This is a genomic window from Catenibacterium sp. CAG:290 (assembly GCF_000437715.1).
Lineage (GTDB): Bacteria > Bacillota_I > Bacilli_A > Erysipelotrichales > Coprobacillaceae > Catenibacterium > Catenibacterium mitsuoka_A.
This window is the reverse complement of sequence record NZ_FR898849.1, coordinates 1-25838: the sequence shown is the minus strand read 5'-3', so window position 1 is coordinate 25838 and position 25838 is coordinate 1. Positions and strand designations below refer to the sequence as shown.

Below are 25838 nucleotides of genomic sequence, written 5' to 3'. Positions count from 1 at the left end.
CCCGGCTCTCTATCAGCCCTACACAAAGTTTTATCTCCCGCTCTTAGGTTTATCTGAATGTTACATTACAACACATTTAATGTCAACACTTTTATTTATATTTTTGTATATTTTCGAATATTGCTTAATATATTTGTGTATATAATAAATATCATGTTTAAATGAACATAATATTCATATTTCCTTTTTTATCGTATCCTTTTTACATGGCCCATTTTACTACTGTTAATAACCCTTTGTTCTATTCACAAGATTTTCTAATGGTTCCTGATTCTTTAAGTGATTGAGGTTTCTAATGACTAGTTGTGTATAGTAATCCTGTACACTCTTCCAATGATATCCACCAGAACAATGAGGTGTAATCATGACTCTAGGATTTTTCCATAATGGTGAATCAGCTGGTAATGGTTCTTCTTCAAAAACATCAAGTAATGCCCCACCAATAGACTTATTGTCTAATGCTTCTAATAAAGCATATGTATCAATCACACTGCCTCTACCTACATTACATACAACAGCGTCTTCTTTCATTAATGAGAACTCATCGTGGCTTAACATATGGAATGTTGCATTGGTTGCTGGTAAAGAAGTAATAATATAATCCATCTTTGGTAATACATCATGTAATTCTTTAGAAGTAATGATTTCATCACAATTTGGATGTTCCTTATAAGAGTTTCTTAGTCCTGTTACATTGGCACCTAATACCTTTAATACTTTCGCAAATTCAGTACCAATATCCCCTACTCCAAGTAATAAGATATTTGAGCCATAAATTTCTCTACCAATAAATAATGGTGTCCATCTTGCTTCTTTCTGTCGATCATAATAGAAACGTAGATTCTTATTAAAGCTTAAGATCATTCCCATCATATGTTCGCAGATGGCATGACCATAGCTTCCACTTGCATTTGTAAGAAGTGTTTGTCTATTTAAGATGTTTGGTAAAAGAAATTGATCATTTCCTGCACTATTTAATAATAGTGCTTTAAGTGTAGGTCTATTCAAGTTAAATTGTCTTGGTGGATTACCTACAATGACATCTGCTTCATCAATCATTTCCTGTGTTAAATCTTCTTTATTTACCTTTAAAAGATTCATATCCGGACAAGACTTTTTAATAAGTTCAATATTTGAATCATCTAAAGCTGGAATAAGTAATACCTTCAACATATTTAGTCCCCCTAAGTTCTTTTGATAAACTTAGTATGACACTTTGGACAATTAATTTCAATCTTTCCGCGTCCTTTAGGTACACGGACAACCTGTTTACATGTAGGACACTTATAGTATTTATGTGTTTTATCTTTTCTCTTTTTCTTAAAGAAGTTTACTTTCTTAGTAATAGGTGCAATAAGCTGTACATATTTCTGGTTTTCTGCATAACGTTTATAGATATTCTTAGAAAACATTCTGAAATAAATATAAAACATCAAAAATAAGCTTAAGATCATTAATGGTTTTAGACCAGTAAATAACTCTATAATAACTAAAATAAATAATAAATACATGAGATGAGTGTTGAGCTTATCTGCTCCACCATATCTTCCCTGCATGAATTGAATAAATTTTTCTTTCATAAAATACCTCCGTGCACATAATATAGTCTGCTATTATAAACTAAATATTAACTAAAAAAGGACATTTCTGTCCTTCTTGTCTATTAATTACTCTTGTTGATAAGTTCTTTCGCAATCTTTAAAGCTGTATTTGAAGGAATCGCAAAGCCTAGACCTTCACTATTTGTATCAGATGATTTTGCATTCACAATACCAATGAGATCACCATTTCCATTAAATAATCCTCCACCAGAGTTACCTGGAGAAACGGCTGCATCTGTCTGAATAACAGAAATAGAGATAGTCTTAGAAGAGCTATAAAGCTGACCAAAACGACCATAATCACTAGATGAAGATGAGTCATCATTGTCTAGCTGTACTGTAATCTTACGATTTAAGGCTGATACGATACCTGAAGTAATAGAATCACTGAATGTACCTTCTGGATTACCTACTGCATATGTAGATTGACCTTGTACTAATTTATCACTATTCGCAAATGTTGCTGGTTTTAAATTAGTTGCATTGATCTTAAGTACCGCAATATCATTATCACTATAAGTTCCTACTAAAGTTGCATCATATGTTTTATTATCACTTGTAGTAACCTTAATTGTACTTGCACCAGAGACAACATGAGCACAGGTAATAATATAACCATCGCTGCTCATGATCACTCCTGAACCTGCACCACTTGATACCTGTGAACCATACCAGAAGTTATCTCTTGAGATATTTTCTGTTGTAATGGCTACAACACTTTGTGTCATCTTAGAAGAGATACTTGATGCATCATTTGATGTACCTGTTGCTTTAGTTGTAGTAGTCTTCGTCACAACTGTAGTACCCTGATTATTCATAAAATAAGAACCAGCAGCACCTCCACCAAAACCTAATGCCACAGCAATAAATGCTTTACCTATATTTTTGCTTAAACGACTGACTTTCTTTTTATTCTGCTTTTCATAAACATCTTTTAAATTTTCGTTGTTCATAATACCACTCTCACTTTCTGATTCTAGTATATATCTTAAACTTAATACCTAAATGTGGTTTTTGTGGGAAAATATGTTATTGCATATCTATTCCTGCATATTTTAAGAATTTCTTTTCATTGAGGATCCCTTGAGTTAAAAATTCTCCATCTTTAAATAATGCATAAGTAGAAACTGGTGTTGGGAGATTCTGTGCTTGTTCACGTGTTGTGATATGAATCGTTTTCAAAGGAATGTTGTATTCTTTTGCCACTTCTTCTATACGTGGTACCCAATAATCTGTAAAAGGACATTGATCTGTATAATATAATACAAAACCCTGTTCATTGATATGAGGATGTTTGGCACATTCTTTAAACTGTGGAGGATTACCTTCAGTGAATGGAAGATACATAAGTACAATACCATTATCTGATTCATCGGCTATCTTAAACCCTTTATGTGTCAAATATTTATAATCAGAAAGGAACTCTTTCTTACGTCCTTTAGACGATAGAATACAAACGCCTTTATAACCTTTTTGACGTGTATCTTCTATGCAATAGTTTAATAAGTCACTTGAATATCCATGTCCTTTCATCGAACCTGAAACCCATAAACAATTAATATACATATAATTATTGCTTGTAATAGGTATCCAGGCATATTTATCAGGAATATATTCAATAAAACATTTACCTCTTTCTTCACTTCGATAAAATACTAAACCTTCATCAAATCTTTGTTTTAACCATTCTTTCTTTTTAAGACTCTTTTTGTTAGACATAGCACAACATATATGTTCTGTGTCTATGTTGTCTTTATTAATAATAATATAGTTCATACATTCTCCTAGTAAAAAAGCCATGTGAATGGCTTATTAGATAATTGGTGTATTCATAAATGTTTTATAGATAGGAATTTCATCTTCCTTGGATGAACCATAGAGGATATCTCCTTCTTCCTGGTCATTTAAACAATCACATTCCTTTAAACAATTATAAAGATGTTTACTTGTTCCATAAGCTCCATCAAACATTGGAATATCACCTAAAACTGTCGCTATTTGATTTTTCACAAATGGATAATGTGTACAACCTAGTACAACACTATCTACTTTACCTTTATAAGGACCTATTAAATCTGTAAGTAATTCAATCAAATCTGGTTGATCTAAATTTCCCTGTTCAATACGTTTGGCAAGTCCATAACATGGAACTGGAATAATAGTGGCTGATTTATCATATCTTTCAGCTAATTGATGAAACTTATCTAAACGTAATGTATTGGCTGTTGCCATTACAAGAATACAGCTATTTTTTTTAGAAAGTGCTGCTGGTTTTAATGCAGGTTCTATACCAATGACAGGAATATCTGTATATTTTTCTCTTAATAATGTCACTGCAGCACTTGTTGCTGTATTACAGGCAATCACGATAGCCTTTAAATGCTTCTTCTTATTCATATTCTCTATCGCATTAAGAGTAAGCTGCTGGACATCTTCTAATGTTTTCTCCCCATAAGGTGCATTAAGTGAATCACCAAAGAAATAAAGATTCTCTCCTGGCATCATTTCATGAATAGCCTGTAAGACACTCACTCCTCCAACACCTGAATCAAATACACCTATATATTCTTCTTTCTTCATACTGATAACTCCCTTTCGTTTTTTCATTATAGCACAATTATTAATTCAAGGTCTATATTACTTAACCACTGGTTGTAGTTGTGATAAAATAGTATTTGGAAGGAGGTATGTCTTATGGCTATAAGTGAATTGTTGAAAAAGACAGTACTTGTAGGTATTGGTGCAGCAGCTGAGGTCGCTGATCGTTCTAAAGACTTAACAGATAGTCTTGCGAAAAAAGGTCAGGATACCATCAATAAAGGACGTGCGATGAATGAAGAATTAAAAAGAAAAGCACGTGAAGACTTGTTAGAACATGTAGAAAACATGACTGAAGAAGAACGTAATGCTTTACGCCAGAAGCTTGATGAATTAGATCATGAAGAAAATCAGTAATATTAAACGTATGAGAGAAATACTCTCTATTATCAAGAAACATGATATTAAAAATGGTCTGACTCCTATTAAGGCAAGAGAGATGATTGAAGAGCTTGGCCCTACTTATGTCAAATTAGGACAGATCATGTCAATGCGTAGTGATCTAATACCTCTAGAATACTGTAAAGAGTTTGAAAAACTAAGAGCGTCTATTGCGCCTCTTAGTTTTTCTACTATTCGTAGTATTATTGAAGAAGAACTAGAACAGCCAATAGAGAATGTATTTAAGGATATAGAGGAAAAACCTATTGGATGTGCGTCTATTGCGCAGGTTCATTTAGGGCATTTATTAAATGGTGATACAGTTGTATTAAAGGTTCAAAGACCTCATATTCATGAAATCATGGAAGCTGATGTACGTATTATGCATAAGTTTCCACGTCTTTTAAAAATGGTGACTGGTACAGGTGATCTGATTGATTATCGTTCTATTATTGATGAATTATGGCGTACAAGCCAGACAGAGATGAACTTTTTAAACGAAGCGAATAATATGAATGTCTTTGCGAATAATCAAAAAGATATACGTTATATTAAAGCACCTCATGTCTATAATGAATATACAACCAATCATTTGCTTGTTTATTCTTATATTGATGGTATTCCTATTGATGCTATAAAGAGATTAAAGTATGAAGGATATGACTTAGATGAGATTGCCTTGAAGATGGCAGACAACTGCTGTAAACAGATATTAGATGATGGATTCTTTCATGCTGATCCTCATCCTGGTAATATCTTAATAGATGAAGGAAAGATTGCCTGGATAGATTTTGGAATGATGGGTACTGTATCTTCATTTACTCAGCATATCTTATCTCTTGCTTTACAGGCTTTAATTGAAGATGATATTTATGATCTAGAAGAAGCCTTCTTGATGTTAGTAACACCAGATCATGAAATAGATGAAACACAGTTATTGCATCAATTAAATTCAATTGTAAGTGAATATAAAGCTAAGAGCTTATCTGATTATAACTTTTCTGATTTGATACAGAAGTGTTTTGATATTGTGACAAGTAATGATATTGCGATACCGACAGAACTGACTCTATTATGTCGTTGTTTGGTGACACTTGAAGGTACTTTAGAGAAGATCAGTCCTTCTTCTAATCTCATTGAGATATTAATTAATCATAAGCGTAATACAGTACTAAAAGAGCTGGATTATAAGGATCAAGGATTAAAAATAGGTCATGACCTTTATAAGACATTAAAGAAAAGCTATGCATTACCTCAGATTGTCTATGATTTAATCAAGATGAGTAAGAATGGTCAGTTACATGTCAATGTGACTGAGAATGATGATTATATAAGACAGACATATAAGAAAACAGAATTATCTATCATAATTAAAACAGTATTTAGCTGTATGTGTCTGTTATGTGGTATATTGACTGCGTCGTATTATATGTCTATTGTATTGTTTTCTATTTCTTTGTTACTTGGTATAGATGTATTCTTTCACTTGTGGAAGCTAAAAAGATGATTCCGTTTTTTGGAATCATCTTTTTCTATTTGTTGGGATCAATCATAGTTAATTGAACTTTATGTCTTTGTTCATCAATTGTATCTACCCATGTTATGCCTTAATTATTTCTATTTTTACGATTATCAATAACTTATCTATGCAGAAATTCCTACACCCGTCTCATATGAACTGATAAATTTATTCATACTCTTCATCGCAATTTTCATAGCTTTTACAGTATCTTCCGCACTCTTAATTTCAGCTTTTAATTCTTTCTTTTGTTTATTATCAGCCACATTTGCTTTTAACTGAAGTTCAATCAAGCCTTTTTCAATGTCTGCAATATTCTGCACATATTTTTCATAAACCGTATTGGAATATTCTATGTCTCTTTCATCATTCAAAAATATTTCTCTTACTGATACCATCAATTTAGCTGACTGCAAAATCGTATTCTTTTTTCCCATTAAACTGACAGCACCAACTGTACTACCTACACCTGCTCCAACACCCAGACCAAGTATTGCGCCACCTCCAACAATCGTAGCTATGCCTCCAGACATTCCTAATCCTCCTGCTGCAATAGCGCCTCCACCAACATATGCTAAGCAAGCATTCGTCAATGCAGCACCACTCAATCCTGCAAAATTAGAGCCAACCAAACTCACAGCAATTGCTGGTGCAAATGAACCTGCTGTAATAACAGTCACAATTGTAATACCTGCAGTAATTGCAATAGAAGTAATAGCTATCTTTAATACTTCATTCAACTCTCGGCACACTTTATCGTAGCATTTTCTTAATCTTTTCACATAGCCAGACAACTGATATTTTTCAGCATAAACTTCATTTAAATACTTATCACCACTATTCTTATTGTATCCGGTTATTGGATTGTTTAAAGCAGAGTATTTCTTACTAGGTACTTCATTACCTTTTTTATCTGTTTCTGTGCTCAGTGCGTAATACGGTTCAAAAAGCATCGCTTCTAAAAGAACAAGTCTAAACCATGGTTTGTTTGGATTGTTTAATTCTATTTTTTTATCAAGTTCTTCACTAGAATACCAATTGATCTTAGCATCTACTTTGTTTATAAAACCAGCATACCCCATTGTTATATAAGTTTTCCACTCTTCAAGCCACTCTCTTTTTAATTGATTTATTTTATCCCCACCAACTAATATTTTTGTAGTTTCAATATCATTTAATATTTTATAATATTCAAGATTATAGAGAATTTCTGTTTGTTCTTCACTGATTCCAAATTTATCGTATTCCATATTACCACCTATTCTCTCATAGATTCTTCGATCTGTATTTGTATATGTGTATCGATTAATTTTCTCATACATATCTTTAATTTTTTTAATGTCGCGTCGCTTCAATGCCCAAACCATTTCATTTCCCAAAGCCAGCGTAAATCTTCCTATACCGACATAGTTAACCGATACCCAATACTTTCTTGTAATCACAGCATCAGATACATCCAATGTTGTAAAAACACCTGTTGCAACTGTTAGCATTCTTGCAAGTGTGGGTGAATTAATTGGGAAAATTTCATTAACTCTGACTTTTTTAAAGTCATCAATACTTTTTATATCCACTTGCTTAATTTGCTGTGCTAATCTTCTAATCATGTAAAAAGTTCGAACTATACATTCATTTGCAATAACAGGAATAATCTGTTTTTCAAGTTCAACAACAAATCCCATTTCTCCGCGCAAGTCTAACTTCACTATGCTATCTGGAATAATCTTTCCATTCTCATCATGCTTAGCAAGCAGAGTTCCATTAAATAGTTTTGATAGAAACAAAGAAATTGACATATCGTCTTTCTTAAAATTTTTAAAGAAGGGAATAACTGACATCTCTTTTGCAATAGATAAAATAGGTCCCGGTATTCCTGTACCACCACTTAGACCAACTGTGCTTCTTGAACCGGCCATATCGCTGATCAAATGAAAAAACCAAATAATTGTTCCATTTACTATTTTTGAAAATATATCTTCTCCTATAAAAATTTTACTTTTATCTGGAACATCAACAATTATAAAATTACCATTTAGATCAGTTCCATAAGACTTATAAGTAAACTGCGTTAATAGAGAAAAAATCAAACCTATGATAGTTGGATGATGTGCAAAATCTCTAAGATGATGCTGTAACCCTCCTCCAAAATCTGATGCGCTTCCATCTGCAGGAATAGGAAACTTATCTTCTAAAAACTTTACACAATTTTTCAGATCATCAGATTCGCATCCTAATATCTTTGCAGTCTTTTTCACAAGATTATCAATCTGCTGGGCAGAAATATTTCTGCCCTCTGCAAGAGAAAAATCTCCTGTCCATAATATATCCATCATACCACAGGCAATTCCTGAGCCTACTGCCAGAAGATAATCCCATTTATCAGCTTTGCTAGAGAGCAAATCAATCTGTGAATCAAGATTGAAAATAACGCTATCTAGACTATTAACGTTCGTAGATAATGTATTAAGATCAGATATTAATTCAACTTTTATTTTTTCTTGTTCATTCATATTATTCTTCACCTTTTTCTCACCTTCACTTAAGTTGGTATTACACTAATAACTATATTCATCATACTACTGATTCTTTATAGATTCAATTAATCAAAAAAATGCTCAACTCATATTCTGTTTACTTTAAAATATAAATCTTACTCATTAAAAAACGGTGTGGCTCATTTTCGAGTTACACCGTATAAGTACTCAAACTAATTTTTCTATTTATTGGGATCAATCATAGTTAATTGAACTTTATGTCTTTGTTCATCAATTGTATCTACCCATGTTGTTACGATATCTCCTACAGAGACAACATCACTTGGATGTTTAATACGGTTTTTACTCATTTTAGAAATATGAACAAGTCCATCTTCATGTAATCCAATATCTACAAAGGCACCGAAGTCTACGACATTGCGTACTGTACCCTCTAGTTTATCATTTACATGTAAGTCTTCTAATGTGAGGATATCCTGTCTTAGAATTGGTCCATCATAATCATCACGATAGTCTCTTAGTGGTCTCATAATAGAGTCTAGGATATCTTTAAGTGTATAGTCATCTAGTCCTGTAAGTTCTTTAAGGGATGTAATGTTAGCCTGTGAGACAGCCTTCTTACATGCATCTGTTCCTAGGTCATTAGTCGTTAAGTTTAATGCTTTTAAGATAGCTTTAGTGGCATCATAAGATTCTGGATGGATATTTGTACGGTCTAGTGGTTCACTGCCCTCTTCGATTCTTAAGAAACCAGCAGCCTGCTGATAGGCTTTTGGGCCAATCTTAGGAATCTTTTTCATTTCTTTACGGCTCATAATCTTACCATTTTCTTCACGATAAGCCACAATACTATTTGCTGTTGCCTGAGTTAAACCAGAGACATTCTTTAGAAGTGTAGGACTGGCTGTATTGATATTCACACCTACTAAGTTAACTGCTTTTTCTACAACGAAGTTAAGTCTTTCTTTTAATTGGGTAGTAGGTAAATCATGCTGGTACTGCCCTACTCCAATAGATTGAGGATCAATCTTAATAAGTTCTGATAAAGGATCGAGTAGTCTTCTTGCGATAGAAATCGCGCTTCTTTGCTCAACGTGGAGGTCTGGGAATTCTTCTATCGCTAGCTTAGAGGCACTATAAACACTTGCGCCTGCTTCACTGACTATAGTATAACTCACAGGTAAGTGATATTTCTTAATAGTACTAGCGACAAAGGCTTCACTTTCACGACTGGCTGTACCATTCCCAATCGCAATCAGGTTGACATCATATTTTGTACAGAGGTCTACTAATTTCTTTTCTGATTCCTTCACTTTCGCAACGGGAGGATGTGGATAGATAACATCTACTGTAAGTTTCTTACCTGATTCATCAATGACAGCGAGCTTACATCCTGTACGGAAAGCTGGGTCAAAGCCTAAGATTCTCTTATTTTTCATTGGAGCCTGTAAGAGTAGTTTACCTAGATTATCAGAGAAAACATCAATACTTGCTTCCTGAGCTTTTTCAGTAAGAGTATTTCTGACTAATCTTTCTAGAGATGGATAAGCAAGACGCTTTAAGCCATCATCAATGGCTTCATCGACATATTTAGCTGTTGGACTCTTAGGGAACTTAATATATCGTCTTGAGACAAATGTCTTGATATAATCTTCATTAATGTTGATAGAAACAGTGAGAATCTTTTCTTTTTCTCCTCGATCAATCGCCATAATACGATGTGTCGCAATACGCGAGACATTTTCAGAATAATCATAGTACATCTTATAGGTCATCTTTTCATCTTCCGCATTCTTCTTTTTAGAAGTGACAAGTCGGCCATAGTTCATCATAGAATCGACAATCTTATTACGTACTGTCATATCATTAGAAATCTTTTCCGCAATGATATCCTTAGCACCCTGCAATGCCTCTTCTCTGGAAGTAATTGTATCATTCAAATAGGCGTCTATGTCTTTTTCATTAAATGTACGTGGTAAAGAAAGAAGTGTCTTAGCTAAAGGTTCTAGGCCTGCTGCAATGGCCACACTGGCTCTTGTTTTCTTTTTCTGTTTATAAGGACGATAGATATCTTCTACTTGAGATAAACGTGTACATGCATTGACCATCTTCACGATATCATCATTTAAGTGTCCTAATGTTTCTATTCTTGTAAGGACTTCTTCTTTTCTTTTTTTAAGATTCACCTGATAGTCATATTGTTCCTGAATCACACGAATCTGTTCTTCATCTAAGCCATGTGTTAATTCTTTACGATAACGGGCAATAAAAGGAACAGTACAGCCTTCTTCTAGTAGTTTTAATGTATTTTGTATCTGTTCTGTCTTGATATTTAGTTGTTCTGAAAGTTTAAGTATAATATCTTCCTGCATTTTTTTCTCCTTTATAAAAGGCTGATTGCTCAGCCTTATGCATGTTTATATAAGTATGTGATTGAAAGTGGTGGTAATTCTAATTGTCCGTTATAATCCACCATTTCTCCACTCATCAAATCCTGATAAGAACCATGTTCAATAGGTGGATAGATTGTATAAGGTGCATCATCGATATTAAGTGCGACCACAATCTTTTCTCCTTCATAGTTTCTTTCTAATACATACTGTTTATTAGTAAGAACTAAATCCTTATAGTCTCCTAGTGTGAGTGCTTTATGTCCTCTACGCATATGAATATATTTTGATACTAAATCAGATAATTCGTTAGGTTGAGGTGCATCGAGTTCTGGACGAAGTGGTGCATCAGTGACTCCTTGAATCTTTTCACCTTTAATACCCCATTCTGAACCATAATAAATACATGGAATACCAGGTGCTGCCATGAGTAAGCCAAATACTAATGGAAGTTTTCTTTCATCAGTTAATGTACTAGATATTCTATTCACATCATGGTTATCTACAAATGTGAGTAAGTCTCTTCCTCTATACATATCCATCGCATTTCTCTTTAATGTATGGGCATATTCAAACATATTCAAAGAGTTAAATGAAGACCAGAATGCTTTATATGATGGATAATCAGTGATTGCATCTAGTTTAGCTTCTGTATACATATAACCTGCATTATCACCTAATACTTCTCCTAACATAAAGAAATCCTGTTTTAAACTCTTACAATGATCACTCAACATCGCCATAAACCATCTTGGTAATGAATAAGCGACGTCTAGTCTTAAACCATCAATATCAAAACACTTAATCCAGTAATCGACTGCATCTAGCAAATAATGTTGAACATCCGGGTTATCTAGGTTTAACTTCACAAGTTCATAATGACCTTCCCATCCTTCATACCAGAATCCATCACCATAGCTAGAATCTCCATCAAAGTTGATATGGAACCAATTGGCATATGGGCTTGCAGGTCCTTTTTCCTGGACATCTCTAAACGCAAAAAAGCCTCTACCAACATGGTTGAATACCCCATCTAATACAACCTTAATATCATGTTCATGGAGTGTTTTACATACTTCCGCAAAATCTTCATTTGTACCTAAACGCGTATCGATGAGATTATAGTCACGCGTATCATAGCCATGAGAATCACTGTTGAATACAGGATTGAAATACACAGCACCTATTCCTAATTCTTGTAGATAAGGGACAAAGTCCTTGATTTTTAAAATACGATGAGCCTGGATATCATCATTTACTTCAGGCGCACCACAAAGTCCTAGTGGGCAAATCTGATAAAATACTGTTTCTTGATACCACACAATTAACACTTCCTTTCTGTTTACTATTATACTTCATTTTTATGTGCTATCCAATCTATTTATATTATTAGTAATTTGCATTTACGTATTTACTATTTATTTACAAATATTCTAATTTTATTATTGGATATATCGATTATGTTCAGGGTCATAGTCATTCAATAATAGTTCTATCTTGTCTTCATCATAGTTAAGATAAACATATAAGACATATATAAGTAAATCTTTAAGCTGCTCATGAATGTCTGTACCATAGTATAGACGTAATATCTTCTCACAGCTTAACGCAAAGCCTAATATATCTTCAGTATCCTTATAGTCTTCATATATATGATCAATCATCCATCCCATTTCTTCATTAAGTGACTCTTTAAGTATGTTGTAGAATTGTTCCATATTAGTGCCTCTTGAAATAGTTTTGAATATCTTCTGCAGGAATGATAGTGATATCCCCTTCTTTATAATTACTCTTCCATGGTCCTGTTTTAGTGAGTGTTATAAGTGTTTTTAAAGGGTAACGAGAGAATGTATTGAGGATTTCATCTATGTATTCCTTCTTATTTTCATCTAGATCTAAATAAGCATCTTCGATGATCTTATAACGCATATCATCTTGTACTCTAAATGGGAATGTAGAGAATAAGTGATAGACATCAGGATAGATGACGCCTTGCTTCCATGCTTCACAATGTTCATGAAAGAGTGGCTGTGGATAGGAATAAGCCTGTATGAAGTATAGATAGGATTCTAATTGCATAGGTGTGAGTTCTTCTAGTTTATAAAAGAGATAAGAGATCACCTGCAAGATTTCTTTTGAACAGGAGAATTGTGATTTAAGAGTGAGGCATCTATTGATTGCCTTTTTAAAGGCTGGTCCCATCTTTTCATGGTTCTTATTCACTAAATCCATCATATAGTCTATATCACATAGTGCATTGTGAATAACTTGTGCATAGTCAGGATGAGGGGTACTTCCCTGTAAATATCTTGTAATAGTGACTTCTCCAAAGCCTAAAGCATAAGATAATGGTGCTTTACCGAGATGATAGAGAGACATAAGGGCTTCTATTTCTTCTTGTATTCTTGTTTTACACATCTTATTCACCTTCTTCACACTTATTATAGCACATGATAGACTTTTTAGAAATATCTATCATATGCGTTAAAACAAAGAAAAAAGTGCATATTATTGTGAATATGCACTTTCCTGTGTGAAGATATTTTCTATCTCCACCAACATTTTCCCAAATTCATTGAGCTTTATATAAAGCTCATCATCGTCAATATTCATGACGATTTCGTTTTGTCTGATCCTCGCATCATGCATATAACATATTGCAGAGATCTTTTCCTTCTTATCAGCGTCTAGCTGATATGTATCAATCAAATTTGTGATTGTCGATGCCTGGTCTGAGAGCTTATAGGACCTGTTATGCACAAAGGCATAGACAATCATATGTTCACCCTTGAAATTCTTATAGGGCATTAATAGTTTTTGATAATTCAGCATACGCTCCACTTCCCCTCTTGTTCTCTATTATATCTTAGTTACTATTTATAGATAGGGTGTGGCAAGAGATTGGACAAGGAAAAAGAACATATTATAATTCTAGTGAAAAGATATTCTTAAGCTGTATTTTATGGTTATTAATATAAATATAGTGATCATTGAGATTTACTATTTGTATTGTTCCTCTTATTTTAGAATAAGAAGACCCTGTGTAATAAATAAGTTCTACTTCATCTCCTTCTTGAATTTGATGAATTTTCCAGTTAAGTTCATAATATTGGTCTTCACATAGTTCTTTTCTAGGTATTTTGGTATCTTCTTGAAGTAGTTCTTTAAATCCTTTTAAGGTATCAAAGCTTAAAAATAAGCGTGCACGATCAACCTTCTTATGCATTATGTCCTCCAATTAATGTATTTCTTTTTTCTGTAGTGGCTTTTTCCTGTTTGTTCATAAGCTTTAATATCGCATTCTTCCCATACTTATGACGGATAGAGACAATAGCTTTCTGGAGCTTCTTTTCTTCTTCTAATGCCTCTATATCACTAAATAAGTCATATGATTCATAAGCTTCATCTAAAACATCTCCAAAGGATATAGAAATCTGTCTGATCAGTCTTCCTTTTTGAACTTTTAAATGATAAATAGAAATAAAGGCATCCATCAGAACACTCAATGAATTGGTTCTGACTGTCAGTTTCCTAGAGCCTCCTGCCCATCCTCCTCCATCTGTACGTGAATAACCAATATATAAGCTTATATGATTTGTGACTAAATGTGATTCCACAAGTCTTAAGACATTGAGTTCTACCATTTCCTTTACAACGAGTATTGCATCCTCATATTCATAATCAGAAAAGAGAACCTGAGAATTATTAATTGATTCATTCTTAGGACGATACTTCTTAATAGAGGCAATCGTAGCAGGTTCTCTCCCCCAGGCATGATCAATAATATATTCCGCATTAATACCAAACTCTTTATAAAGAATCTCTTCAGGAATCTGGGTTATCCCATGCATATCCACAACACCGAGTTTTAATAAATGATTGGCTGTTCCACTTCCCATATGCCAGAAATCAGTGATAGGTAAATGATGCCATAGGTATTTCTGATACCTTTCTTCATCTAATATCCCAATATTCTCTTTTGTATGCTTAGAGATAATATCAAGAGCGACTTTCGCAAGATAAAGATTGGTTCCTATGCCACATGTGGCGGTAATATGTGTATCTTCAAATACAGCCTGCATCAACATCTTCGCAAACTCCTTCGCACTCTTATGATAAAGATGCATATAAGATGTGATATCAATAAAACATTCATCAATAGAGTAAACATGAATATCATCAGGTGAGACATAACGACAATAGATACGATAAATACGAGCTGAATACTCCATATAAAGATGCATACGGGGCATCGCAGTAATATATTCAACACCCTTGGGTATTTCAAATATACGGCAGCGATTATGAATTCCCATACTTTTCATTTGAGGTGTAATCGCAAGACAGAGTGCTCCATTACCTCTAGTAGGATCTGCCACTACAAGATTAGTTTTAAAGGGATCAAGATGTCTTTCACTGCATTCGCAAGACGCAAAGAAGGTTTTTAAATCTATACATAAATATACTTTTTTCATCATTCTTTCTCCTTCCTGTTAGTCTTATTATAGTTATCTATGGTGCATATATCAAATAGTTTTGCACCAAAATGATTCTGTACGTACAATGAATGACGCATTTGTTTGCACCAAATTGTATTATGTTGTATAATGCCTAAAAAGAGGTGGAGAAGATGAATTTTAAAGAATATCTAAAGAAATACAAGGAAAAGATGGGTGTGTCTAATGAATATATTGCGAGTCAATTAGGTGTGAACCGTTCTACTGTGACAAGATGGTTAAAGGGTGATACAAAGGTCACAAATCCTGAAGTGATAGAGAAGCTCTCATTTATATTAGGTGTAGATGTAGAATCACTTATTAATAGTGAAGAACGTTATGAAAAGCCAGTACTAGGTGAAGTCAAGGCAGGTTATGATTTACTCATTGATGAGAATTTTGAAGGATATGAGCAGGTGACTCAGGATGATTATTATCGTGGGGATTTCTTTTTACGTGTTGTGGGAGATTCTATGTCAGGGGCACATATTCATGATGGAGATTTATTATATGTAAAAAAATGTAATGATGTACCAAGTGGGACGATTGCGGTCGTATTAATTAATCGTTGTGAAGTAACAGTCAAAAAGGTTATAAAAAAAGAAGGATTACTGATTCTAGAACCAGCGAACCCTTCTGTAGATGTACGTTATTATTCTCAGGAAGAGGTAGAAAGTCTTCCTGTAGAAATTATTGGAAAAGCGTTATATAGTCGTTCGGATTTAGTATAAAAATTCTTCAATCATTAAAGTACTCATACGCTTCTTGAGATCATCTAGCTTTACATCATCTTCTAGACAAAAAGAAATATGTTTATATTCTTCAAAGAGTGTTTTTCTGCAGGTAATTTCTCTTTGTCCAATTGTAGTCTGATAAAGATGATCATGTGTTGTAATGTTCATATGATGTTGTAATTCCTTTAAAGCAGTCTGACCATTGAGTTTCATACGATGATTCTTTTCTTCTTGATCATCATTGCTTTGTGCATCAAACATATAAGCACAAATACTATAGTTCTTATGATGACATTCCTTAAATAAGTCATGAATCATATAAGTGAAGTCTACAAATATACCTCCACCTGTACCCCCTACTATACCAGAGGCAATAAGGACATTAATATGATCCTCCCCAGCAATAGAAATCATTTTTTCAATGAGTGTCTTGAATTCACTTCTTATACCTTCATAGACAGATTCAGTTCTAAAAATCTTCTGTCCAAGTGTTCTATCACAATCTGTTCCACGAGGATCTAGAATGATGATTTCATCATCTGTCATATGCGTATTCTTGATATGAGAAGTCATATCTACGATTCTTATTTCTACTCTATCTATATCATCATAATCATGTTTTATTTTACCTTTTAAGGAATCAATGACACCGCCACCAAGTCCTCCTAATCCAACAATAATAATAGGATCTGCTTGATTCATGTTTCTACTTAGGTGTAGCCCCATAAAGTTATCCTCCATTTCATAACCACAAATAATTTAGCCTTTCCTATTCTAACATATTTAAAACACATTACAATAAAAATCAAAGGAAGCTGTAAAGCCCTTCTAGGACCTTACAGCTTTCCTTTTTTCATATAATAAGATGCTTTGATTATAAGAACACGATCTGTATAAGTATAACCATTTCTTATCATATGAGCATTGGAGAATTTCTTTCGGCAATTTTTATGCTGATCAGCTTCCCCTTCATAACCAGCATTCTTTTTCTCTTGAATCATATAATCCGCTTCCCCTCTTTCAATGCCATATATTATTATACAGTGATGATTATATATTACAATACATATTCATAACATATTCACATAATATTAACATAATATGAAAAAGAATAGGCTATTTACCTATTCTTCTACAAAATTAAATTTGTCTTTGTTTCTTTCTTTGAATACTTCAAAGATAATATTTGTTTGATCAGGTGTAACCCCTAATAAGCCATCTACCCCCTCTTCTTTAGTAAGTACGACTTCATAGATAGAAACCTGTGTTGTAGATTCATTATGTGGCATAAGAACAACATATGTGCGCTTATCATAAGTGAATTGATCTAATAGCTTGAATTCAACATCAGTCCCTGATGTATCTTTTAATGTAATAATGTTTTTCATTGTGTTTACCTCGCACATTTATTATGCCATAAGTATGCGTCTTACGACAATCATTTTTAACTGATCTGCCACTTCACATGAGAGCCATGATCATCCTTAGATACAACTAATTGATCTTCTATTTCCTGTTTTAATTCTGATACATGGGAAATAATACCAACAAGTTTAGACCCTTCTGACATATCCATAAGTACTTTAACGGCTTCATCTCTTGAATGATCATCTAAAGAACCAAATCCTTCATCAATAAACATAATATCTAGATCAATACCTGATGCACTTTCTTTAATCTCATCTGCCATACCTAGTGCTAAAGAGAGTGCAGCCATGAATGATTCTCCACCTGATAATGTATTGATTTCTCTTTCAGAATCAGTCACAAAAGAATAAACCATTAAGTCTAAGCCTTTATTCTTACCTTCTCCTGCCTGTTCAATATTCTTAAGATGTAGTTCATACTGACCAGCAGACATATCATAGAAACGACTATTGGCTTCTATTAAGATACGTTCCAGGTATGTTCTTTGAACATATGTTTCTAAGTCCATTCTAGAGCCTGATACATTACCAGATAATTGGTTGTATAGAGTAGTTAATTGGTGGTTCTTATGAATCATTTCTTTTGCATGAGAAACAATCTTATCTAAGCTCTTTAATGATTCAGTGTTGTTTAAATAAGTATGTTCTTCCTCTTTTACGACTTCTAATTGATTTGAATATATATCTACTATATCTTGATAATCTTTTTCTAGTTCATCTAGTTCAGGAAGTGATTGACCATTGATACGTTTCTCTATTGTATCAATTTTAGAAGAGACACTGGCATAATTCTTAGAATAATCCATATAAGCTTGATTGAAATGCTTTATATCTTCTTTTTGATACTTAGAAGTAAGATCCTGCCAAGAATCACATTTGTATTCTTCTACTAAGCTTGTATAAGCCTTATAAGACTCATCCCTGCTTCTTTCTAATTGAGGAAGAGATTCTTTATAGGATGTAATAAGTGTTTGACACTTATTATAAATATCTGTAGATATATTAAATTTCTGTTTAAAGTTCTTATAAGCTGTCTCTTCTTCCTGTTTATTCTTATTAAGTAGACTGATCGCATTTTGTGCTTCTTCTAATGAAGCATAGCTTAACTGGCTCTTTAATTGTGTCAATGTAGAATTTAAAGAAGCAAGCTTGACTTCATATTGATGAATATCATCAGTCAGTGATTTTACATTCTCTTCGCATTGACTTAACTGTGTTTCAATTGTTTCTAGTTCTTTTGTGAGTATCTGATAACGACTCTTTCTCACATTGAGTTCTTCTACAAGACGACTGAGAGTTTGTTTCTCATTTAGAAGTGTTTCTTTAATAGAATTAAGTGTAGATTCACTAGAGAGTGTTTCACTTAGAATCTTTAAATCATTCTTGTATTTCTCTTTTAATTCTTTTAAAGAATCATTTAAAGATGAGGCTTTTGCGCTTTCTGTTTCTAGTAAGACAAATGCCTTGTCTTTTTCTCTTCTCATTTTTTCTAGTTCTTCTTTAGTGGCTACTTCTCCATCTTTTAAAGATGCAGGAAGTGGATGGTGGATGGAACCACATACAGGACATGGAGTACCAACTTCAAGAGTTCTTGCAAGTAAACCTGCCTGAGCATCTAGGAAGAGTTTATTAGCTTCTTCATAGATTCTATTCTTCTGATTATAAAGAGTGCTTAATCTTGTATATTCGTTTTGTGTTGATACGAGATCTTTTTCTTTTTTAGAAATAGATTGAAAGTCTTTAACGAGGTTGTTGTAAGAATCAAGCTTAGTCTTGAATTCCTTATGTTTTGATTCTAGAATAACCTGTTCTTTTTCTACATCCTTGAGTGTTTCTAGTTCTGCTTTACCTTTTTCCTGTTTTAATAATAAAGATTCTTTGTTTTTATTGAGTAAAGTAAGCTGTTTAGTAGAATTATCAATAGATTTATTAATATTAGATATACTTTTTTCTATTATACTTAATTGTTTTCTATTTTCTAAATCTTTTGTCGCTTTATCATATTCTTGCGTATATAAACGAACTGATTGTTCGTATTTTGTATCTATAGTTTTCTCTTCTTCTTTTAAGTTTTCATACTGAATACGTAGTTCTGGCTCTCTTTTGAGTTCATTTTCTAGCTTGTTTTGCGTATCTGTATATTGTTTTTGATCTTTTGTATAAGAGTTATATGCCTGCAAGATGTTATAAGCATATTCAATTTTACTAGAGAGCTTATAGTTATTTTCTATCTCTTCTTTTTGATTATTTAAGTTAACGAGCTGCTTCTTTGCCTCTTTTAGAACTTGATAATCACTAAGAAGTTGTTTTGCTTGATCTAGATTTGTTTTCTTTTCCTCTTTTAATACATTAGTCTTACTTAATGCATCTTTATCCTTATTAAGAGTCTCTTCTAATACCTGACAATAAGATTCTAACTCATCTACTAATTCATTGAGATAAGAGATTTCCCCTCTTTGAATTGCTTCAATAAGGAAGACAAGGTTTTCATGTTCTTCACCTACATGAATATGCCCTACTTCACTCATACATCTTGTTTTGATATCACTAATACTCTTTTCTGTTTCTTTTCTCCTATTGTTGAGTTCTTCTACAATATCATTATAGATTTCTGTATGGAAAAGCTTTCTAAAGATCTCTTTCTTCTCATTAGATGATTTACGCAATACATCCATGAATTCACCTTGCGCAATCATTGCGACCTGCATGAACTGTTCTTTAGTGAGATGAATGATATCTATGATCTTCTTATTGGCTTCTTTTTGAGGATACTCAGACCCATCTGGCATCATTAATGCGATACTACCTGATTCTGCTTTTTCTTTTCTTAAACCTTTTTTTGCCCCTGCTTTATAGTATGTATAATGCTGGGGTATACGATGAATGGTATAGATTTTTTCATCATCACCATAGCCTTGTGAGAAGGTCAATTCTACATAAGGCTTAACGTCTAGTGAGGCAAATTGGCTTTGTAAGAGTGTGCCTGTTTTCTTATTTAGAGTAGAACTACTTTCTCCATATAATGCGAATACAATCGCATCAAAGATAGTTGTTTTACCTGCTCCTGTATCTCCAGTAATTAAAAACAAATTCTGGTTTGGTTCTCTAAAGTCAATGACTGTTTTAGATGCATAAGAACCAAAGGCTTCCATTACGAGTTTAATCGGTTTCATACTATACTCCCTTCACATGATTGATGATATCTTGTAATAAGTCTTTTTCTTCTTCATCAACACCATTTAAGAAATCAGTACATAAAGAGAATGGATTCATTTTTACATCCTTCTTTACAACTGCCTGATAGTTATTCTTTCTTATGTTTTCTCTTCTTATTTCTAGTAATCTAGGAAATGCATTTTTTAGCTTTTCCTGCATTTCAAAGATATTGAGATCCTGTTTATCAGTGAGTACAACTCTCACAAAATCATCACAGGATTGACTTAATACATCTTTAAGTTCTCCTTCTATGATTCTTAGATCATGAAGTGGTTTTAAAGGAAGTACCTGTGTTTCTACAACACCCTTTTCTTTCATTTCTATTTCTATAATCCCTTTGTCCTGACCTGCTTCACTCATAGAATAAGGTAAAGGTGTACCGCAATAACGATAGACATCACTTCCTACCTTCATAGGCTTATGAATATGTCCTAGAGCAGCATAATCAAATGGGAGTAATACTTCTCCACTGACTTCATCAATGTTGCCAGCCGTACGTATTTCAGAGTCAGTTCGTTCTATGTCTTCTGCTTTCTTATTAACTGGTAGATAGAACTGGTGAGAAATCAATACGTTTCTATCCTTTGTATTCATTTCTTCTCTTTCTATCAGTTTCTTAATTGTTTCACTATAAGAGTAGTTTCTTCCATCGTTAGTTCCAATAATGTTTTTAACCATGGAAGGTTTCACAAAAGGAAGAAGGTAAAAATGAACAGGTCCATAATTGTCATTTAAAGTAATTCTTTCAATATGATCTTCTTCTTTTTCAGGAGGGTTACCTACCATATAGAGGTTCTGTTTAAGTAATACCTGTCTAAAACAATCAATTCTAGGAGCACTATCATGATTACCAGAAATCATCATAATAGTAGATTGAGGCACTGCTTCCTTTAAAGATGTCACAAAAGAGTCAAATAGACTCACTGCTTCAGCACTAGGAACAGCTTTATCATATATATCACCTGCAATCATAATAGCGTCAGGTTGTCTGTCTTTTGCGTATTGTACAATTCTATTAAGTATATATTGTTGGTCTTCTGTTAAGTCTCTATTCATTAGCTTTAAGCCAATATGGAGATCAGATAAATGAAATAGTTTCATTATTATTAGTCCTTTCTGTGTCAAGATAAGTTTATTATACACCATCTCTATATTCTATGTCTGAAATTCATGCTTGATAATGCCTTTAAATAGGTGTCATTAAAAATTATTTAAAAGTAATTTATGCTAGTCTAAAAAAAGAAACAGCAACCCGCTGTTTCTCTCACGTTAGATTCCAAACTCTCTTGCAAGTTCTTCATCTACTTCATCTGCAGTAAATGTTTTACCTTCTTTGATAGATTCAATACCTTTTCTTAATTCTTTGCCTAGTTCTTCTTGTGTCATACCACCAATTGCGGTTGGTTCTGTATATGTCATATCTATCACCTCTTTAGTCTAAAGTAAGCATTATCAACATGTATTACAAGACAAAAAGATAAAAGAATATACTTTCTATACTGTAAACAATAATACTACAAAACCCATAAGTACAAACAATACAGGTAGAATAATCGCAATGAATCTATTAGATGCTTTCTTATACCAATAAGGAATTAACGATAATCCAAATAGAATTATACTAGCTGCAAATAGATAATCACCTTCCATGATACCTACACAACCAAATAGAGCTATACCTACACCAATAAGAGTACGAATAATATCAGATATAAGAAATACAGAACCTATTGCTTTTTTCTGTATTCTTTTTCTTTTCATCTTCTTTTCATATCTTGTGTATTCGTTATCTAAAGTACTATCACATACAGGACATTTCTTCATTCCCGGTTCTACTCTACATCCACATTTAGGACAGATCATTATTTCACCTTCTCATAAGCTATTCTAGGTGTGCCATCTTCTACATAGATAATTCCTGTTTCTTGAAAACCGTTTTTTAATATGACCTTCTGCATAATCTTATTATCTTCATGTGTATCAGCTCTTAGATGTGAACATCTTTTACTGCAAAAGTTGACTGTTTTATTAAATACTTGATGCATAGAACCATCACTCGCAATACGATGAATCGTACCATAAGTACTGTGATCAAGCCATGCACCTTCTATTTCCTTATATGTAGGATCTTCTCCTATAATAAACGCAAATACACTATGTATAATAGAGTTTTCTTCCATTACAAAGAGTTGCTGTTTATGAATGTCTTCTTCTAATGTTTTTATATCAGGATAGCGGCTGTTCCACTGATGTGGGTTCCCTGTTTGTTTCATAAATGCTTTCGCAATATCATATATTTCTAATATTCTTTCTATATCTTCTATTCTTGCTTCTCTAATAATCATGATTCATCCTCCCTACCACAATTTAATCAAACAGAGTTAATCTCTGTCAATATGTAAAACAGGAGAAGCTCCTGTTAACCTTTAGATGTATCACTCAATACCAGCATATTTCATTATAATCCTCCCTCAAAACTTAACAGATTATGTTTATTCATTTTGTAGTATACTAATCCTACTAGATCCGCAAGTGCCCAGCCTATTGGAACTGACCACCAAATACCAATGACTCCTAGTGCTGGTATAGAAGATAAGATATAAGCTAAAGCGACTCTTGTACCAAGTGAGAATACTGTAAGGACAACACTCATACCTGGTCTTCCTAAAGCACGATATAGACCATATAACAAGAATAAACAGCCTATGCCGATATAGAATGCACCTTCAATACGTAAGTAGCGTATACCTTCTAGGATGATACTTGTTTCATTTGCATCTATAAAAATCATCATTAAAGGTCTGGCAAATATATAAACTAGAATAGAAATAATTATACAGAATATTGAAGAGATACGAACAGCTTCTTTGAGTCCTTTTTGAATTCTTTCTTTTTCTTTGGCACCATAATTTTGAGCAATGAATGTAGAAAAGGCATTTCCAAAGTCCTGTACGGGCATATAGGCAAAAGCATCAATTTTTACTGCAGCTGCAAATGCAGCCATAACAACTGTACCAAAGCTATTAACTAACCCTTGTACCATCAGTATTCCTAGATTCATGACTGATTGCTGAATACAAGTAAGAAGTGAAAAAGAGATGATCTGTTTGATTCTTTCTCTTTTTAAGCAACTGATTTTAAATATTACAAGTACTTCTTTATATTTAAGTAGTGTATAAAGCATGATGCCTATACCTGATATATATTGAGAAAGTACTGTAGCAAGGGCAGCACCCCCTACTCCCATCTTTAATGCAAGGACAAAATAGAGATCTAGAATAATATTCAAGATAGAAGAGATGGCAAGAAAGATGAGTGGAATGACTGAATTACCTATAGATCTTAAATAAGCCGAAAAGAAGTTATATAAGAATATCGCAATGATTCCCATAAAGATATATAAGAGATAACATCTCATATCACCCCATACTTCATGGGGAACTCTTAAGAAGAGTCTTAACGCATCTAGACATATATAAGCAATGATATTAAGTAATATGGATATGAAGGCGATAAAGAAGAAGGAAGCACATAGATCCTGTTTTAATCCTTTTTTATCTCTTTGTCCAAATCTTATAGAAAAGAGTGCCCCACTACCCATACATAAGCCTAATATAATAGATGTAATAAAGGTCATAAGAGTAAAAGAAGAACCGACTGCAGCTAAAGCTGTTTTTCCTAAGAACTGCCCTACTATTAAAGTATCCGCAATGTTGTAACATTGTTGTAAGAGATCTCCTAGTATCATAGGTATCGCAAACAACAGCATTGATTTTACAACAGGTCCTTTTGTAAGATCTTTATTCATTATATGCCTCCCTTGCGTAAGTATGAACTTACGTTATGTAATAACTATAGTATAATAGTATGCTTATATCAACTTATGATTTATTTATTGGAATGATAGATATGTACTTAAATGGTTTAAATGAATTAGATATAATATATTTTTTTGAATACCCGCATTCCACAGGTAATTGTCAAAATAAGATATGACAGTTTCAAATTTCTTGGCATTTATGTATAAAAATAATTTCATTAATGGATTTACTTGTAAATTATGGATATTTAAATCTCCCTTTCTTTTCTATACCAACACTTGCATTTTAGATATGTTTCGATTCATACTTTTTTGATAACTAAGATGTAATGCATTTAAGGTGCAATATATTGAATTATTCGTGCATTTAATATAAAATGTGTTTAGAAAGGGGTTGATTGTATGGCTGGAAATACAACAAATGTAAGTATTCGTATGGATACAGAATTAAAAGCACAGGCAGACGTACTATTTTCTGAATTGGGTATGAATCTTACTACAGCATTTAATATCTTTGTACGCCAGTCACTTCGTGAGGGTGGTATTCCATTCAAAATAAGTATAGAACAACCTAATAAAGAAACTGTTGCTGCTATGTTAGAAGCAAAAAGAATTGCAAAAGATCCTTCCGTAAAAGGTTATAATGACCTTGATGAATTATTTGATGATTTAAAAAGATGAAAGAAAACAAATATACCATCAAATATACAAACAGTTTCAAAAAAGATTATAAACGTGCTATAAAGCGTGGGTTAAAAATCGAATTATTAAATCAAATTATCACTTTACTTGCAACTGGTGAGTCCTTACCTGATAAGTGTCGTGACCATGCATTATCTGGAGATTGGACAGGTTATCGAGAATGTCATATTCTACCTGACTGGCTACTCATTTACTACATAGAAGAAGATGTTCTAGTACTGACACTTGCCAACACAGGCACACACAGCGATTTGTATATTTAACAAATAGTCTGCCACCGTACAGAAACCAAACTGTACGGTTTTTTATATAAAATGAAATATGGCTTTCAACTAACACACAAGCGTGCGAATTGAAAGCCACGGATTTATAGTTGCATTATGATAAATTATATATGTCTTTTTAACTATCTTTTTATATCTTCTCAAATGTCCGCAAAGCCTTATTTTATCGGCTCTA

The 25838-nt window shown here is 33.1% G+C and carries 27 protein-coding genes; 5 read left to right on the top strand and 22 right to left on the bottom strand.

Going from position 1 to position 25838, the window contains the following annotated elements:
- Window positions 1-225: 225 nt before the first annotated feature.
- The 5 genes from QVO42_RS08050 to murI form a co-directional block, all read right to left on the bottom strand.
- Window positions 226-1173 carry a D-2-hydroxyacid dehydrogenase gene (locus QVO42_RS08050; protein WP_022425611.1) on the bottom strand — a complete coding sequence of 316 codons (948 nt, stop codon included), beginning with the start codon at window positions 1171-1173 and terminating at the stop codon, window positions 226-228.
- An 11-nt stretch (window positions 1174-1184) separates the two neighbouring features.
- On the bottom strand, window positions 1185-1580 hold the full coding sequence (locus QVO42_RS08045; RefSeq protein ID WP_022425610.1) for a BRcat domain-containing protein: 396 nt from the start codon (window positions 1578-1580) through the stop codon (window positions 1185-1187).
- An 83-nt stretch (window positions 1581-1663) separates the two neighbouring features.
- Window positions 1664-2554 (bottom strand): S1C family serine protease, encoded by an 891-nt coding sequence (locus QVO42_RS08040; RefSeq protein ID WP_022425609.1) that lies wholly within the window; start codon window positions 2552-2554, stop codon window positions 1664-1666.
- Between the two features lie 76 nt (window positions 2555-2630).
- Window positions 2631-3377: an N-acetyltransferase gene (locus tag QVO42_RS08035; protein ID WP_022425608.1), complete on the bottom strand. Its 747-nt coding sequence runs from the start codon at window positions 3375-3377 to the stop codon at window positions 2631-2633.
- A gap of 36 nt (window positions 3378-3413) precedes the next feature.
- Window positions 3414-4181 (bottom strand): glutamate racemase, encoded by a 768-nt coding sequence (gene murI, locus QVO42_RS08030; RefSeq protein WP_022425607.1) that lies wholly within the window; start codon window positions 4179-4181, stop codon window positions 3414-3416.
- A 114-nt stretch (window positions 4182-4295) separates the two neighbouring features.
- Here murI and QVO42_RS08025 point away from each other — a divergent pair, with 114 nt between their 5' ends.
- Window positions 4296-4556 carry a hypothetical protein gene (locus QVO42_RS08025; protein ID WP_022425606.1) on the top strand — a complete coding sequence of 87 codons (261 nt, stop codon included), beginning with the start codon at window positions 4296-4298 and terminating at the stop codon, window positions 4554-4556.
- A complete protein-coding gene (locus QVO42_RS08020; protein WP_022425605.1) occupies window positions 4540-6087 on the top strand; it encodes an ABC1 kinase family protein in 1548 nt (515 codons plus the stop codon). Before QVO42_RS08025 ends, QVO42_RS08020 begins: the two co-directional genes overlap by 17 nt.
- Window positions 6088-6224: 137 nt before the next feature.
- On the opposite strand, the gene QVO42_RS08015 is transcribed toward QVO42_RS08020, so the two are convergent.
- The 8 genes from QVO42_RS08015 to QVO42_RS07980 all read right to left on the bottom strand — a co-directional run bounded on the left by QVO42_RS08015 (window position 6225) and on the right by QVO42_RS07980 (window position 15462).
- Window positions 6225-8621, bottom strand: a complete 2397-nt coding sequence (locus tag QVO42_RS08015) for a hypothetical protein (RefSeq protein ID WP_288164114.1) — start codon at window positions 8619-8621, stop codon at window positions 6225-6227.
- Between the two features lie 194 nt (window positions 8622-8815).
- Window positions 8816-10966 carry a Tex family protein gene (locus QVO42_RS08010; protein ID WP_022425603.1) on the bottom strand — a complete coding sequence of 717 codons (2151 nt, stop codon included), beginning with the start codon at window positions 10964-10966 and terminating at the stop codon, window positions 8816-8818.
- Between the two features lie 35 nt (window positions 10967-11001).
- Window positions 11002-12306: an alpha-amylase family glycosyl hydrolase gene (locus tag QVO42_RS08005; RefSeq protein ID WP_022425602.1), complete on the bottom strand. Its 1305-nt coding sequence runs from the start codon at window positions 12304-12306 to the stop codon at window positions 11002-11004.
- A gap of 120 nt (window positions 12307-12426) precedes the next feature.
- Complete coding sequence (locus QVO42_RS08000) at window positions 12427-12702, bottom strand: hypothetical protein (protein ID WP_022425601.1); 276 nt, start codon at window positions 12700-12702, stop codon at window positions 12427-12429.
- Between the two features lies 1 nt (window position 12703).
- Complete coding sequence (locus QVO42_RS07995; RefSeq protein ID WP_022425600.1) at window positions 12704-13402, bottom strand: Panacea domain-containing protein; 699 nt, start codon at window positions 13400-13402, stop codon at window positions 12704-12706.
- A gap of 90 nt (window positions 13403-13492) precedes the next feature.
- Complete coding sequence (locus QVO42_RS07990) at window positions 13493-13816, bottom strand: DUF1828 domain-containing protein (protein ID WP_022425599.1); 324 nt, start codon at window positions 13814-13816, stop codon at window positions 13493-13495.
- Between the two features lie 91 nt (window positions 13817-13907).
- The gene (locus tag QVO42_RS07985) at window positions 13908-14210 is read right to left on the bottom strand and encodes a YolD-like family protein (protein WP_022425598.1); all 303 of its coding nucleotides are present in this window, start codon (window positions 14208-14210) and stop codon (window positions 13908-13910) included.
- Complete coding sequence (locus QVO42_RS07980) at window positions 14203-15462, bottom strand: Y-family DNA polymerase (RefSeq protein ID WP_502685365.1); 1260 nt, start codon at window positions 15460-15462, stop codon at window positions 14203-14205. The genes QVO42_RS07985 and QVO42_RS07980 overlap by 8 nt, the downstream gene beginning before the upstream one ends.
- Window positions 15463-15614: 152 nt before the next feature.
- On the opposite strand from QVO42_RS07980, the gene QVO42_RS07975 reads away from it, so the two are divergent.
- Window positions 15615-16211, top strand: coding sequence for a LexA family protein (locus tag QVO42_RS07975; protein WP_022425596.1), 597 nt, complete (start codon window positions 15615-15617; stop codon window positions 16209-16211).
- Here QVO42_RS07975 and QVO42_RS07970 read toward each other — a convergent pair.
- The 9 genes from QVO42_RS07970 to QVO42_RS07930 all read right to left on the bottom strand — a co-directional run bounded on the left by QVO42_RS07970 (window position 16203) and on the right by QVO42_RS07930 (window position 24665).
- A complete protein-coding gene (locus QVO42_RS07970; RefSeq protein WP_022425595.1) occupies window positions 16203-16940 on the bottom strand; it encodes a tubulin-like doman-containing protein in 738 nt (245 codons plus the stop codon). The genes QVO42_RS07975 and QVO42_RS07970 overlap by 9 nt on opposite strands.
- Window positions 16941-17050: 110 nt before the next feature.
- A complete protein-coding gene (locus QVO42_RS07965) occupies window positions 17051-17215 on the bottom strand; it encodes a hypothetical protein (protein ID WP_022425594.1) in 165 nt (54 codons plus the stop codon).
- A gap of 123 nt (window positions 17216-17338) precedes the next feature.
- Window positions 17339-17602 carry a DUF1292 domain-containing protein gene (locus tag QVO42_RS07960; RefSeq protein WP_022425593.1) on the bottom strand — a complete coding sequence of 88 codons (264 nt, stop codon included), beginning with the start codon at window positions 17600-17602 and terminating at the stop codon, window positions 17339-17341.
- 56 nt (window positions 17603-17658) lie between these two features.
- A complete protein-coding gene (locus QVO42_RS07955; protein WP_022425592.1) occupies window positions 17659-20814 on the bottom strand; it encodes an AAA family ATPase in 3156 nt (1051 codons plus the stop codon).
- Window position 20815: 1 nt separating this feature from the next.
- Entirely contained in the window at window positions 20816-21958 is a 1143-nt protein-coding gene (locus QVO42_RS07950) for an exonuclease SbcCD subunit D (protein WP_022425591.1), read from the bottom strand.
- Window positions 21959-22126: 168 nt separating this feature from the next.
- Complete coding sequence (locus tag QVO42_RS07945) at window positions 22127-22276, bottom strand: hypothetical protein (RefSeq protein ID WP_022425590.1); 150 nt, start codon at window positions 22274-22276, stop codon at window positions 22127-22129.
- 75 nt (window positions 22277-22351) lie between these two features.
- Complete coding sequence (locus QVO42_RS07940; RefSeq protein ID WP_022425589.1) at window positions 22352-22720, bottom strand: hypothetical protein; 369 nt, start codon at window positions 22718-22720, stop codon at window positions 22352-22354.
- On the bottom strand, window positions 22720-23202 hold the full coding sequence (locus tag QVO42_RS07935; RefSeq protein ID WP_022425588.1) for a GNAT family N-acetyltransferase: 483 nt from the start codon (window positions 23200-23202) through the stop codon (window positions 22720-22722). The genes QVO42_RS07940 and QVO42_RS07935 overlap by 1 nt, the downstream gene beginning before the upstream one ends.
- Before the next feature lie 113 nt (window positions 23203-23315).
- Window positions 23316-24665, bottom strand: a complete 1350-nt coding sequence (locus tag QVO42_RS07930; protein WP_022425587.1) for an MATE family efflux transporter — start codon at window positions 24663-24665, stop codon at window positions 23316-23318.
- Window positions 24666-25079: 414 nt separating this feature from the next.
- On the opposite strand from QVO42_RS07930, the gene QVO42_RS07925 reads away from it, so the two are divergent.
- A complete protein-coding gene (locus QVO42_RS07925) occupies window positions 25080-25358 on the top strand; it encodes a type II toxin-antitoxin system RelB/DinJ family antitoxin (protein ID WP_022425586.1) in 279 nt (92 codons plus the stop codon).
- Window positions 25355-25642: a type II toxin-antitoxin system YafQ family toxin gene (locus QVO42_RS07920; protein WP_022425585.1), complete on the top strand. Its 288-nt coding sequence runs from the start codon at window positions 25355-25357 to the stop codon at window positions 25640-25642. Before QVO42_RS07925 ends, QVO42_RS07920 begins: the two co-directional genes overlap by 4 nt.
- The last annotated feature ends 196 nt before the right edge of the window (window positions 25643-25838 follow it).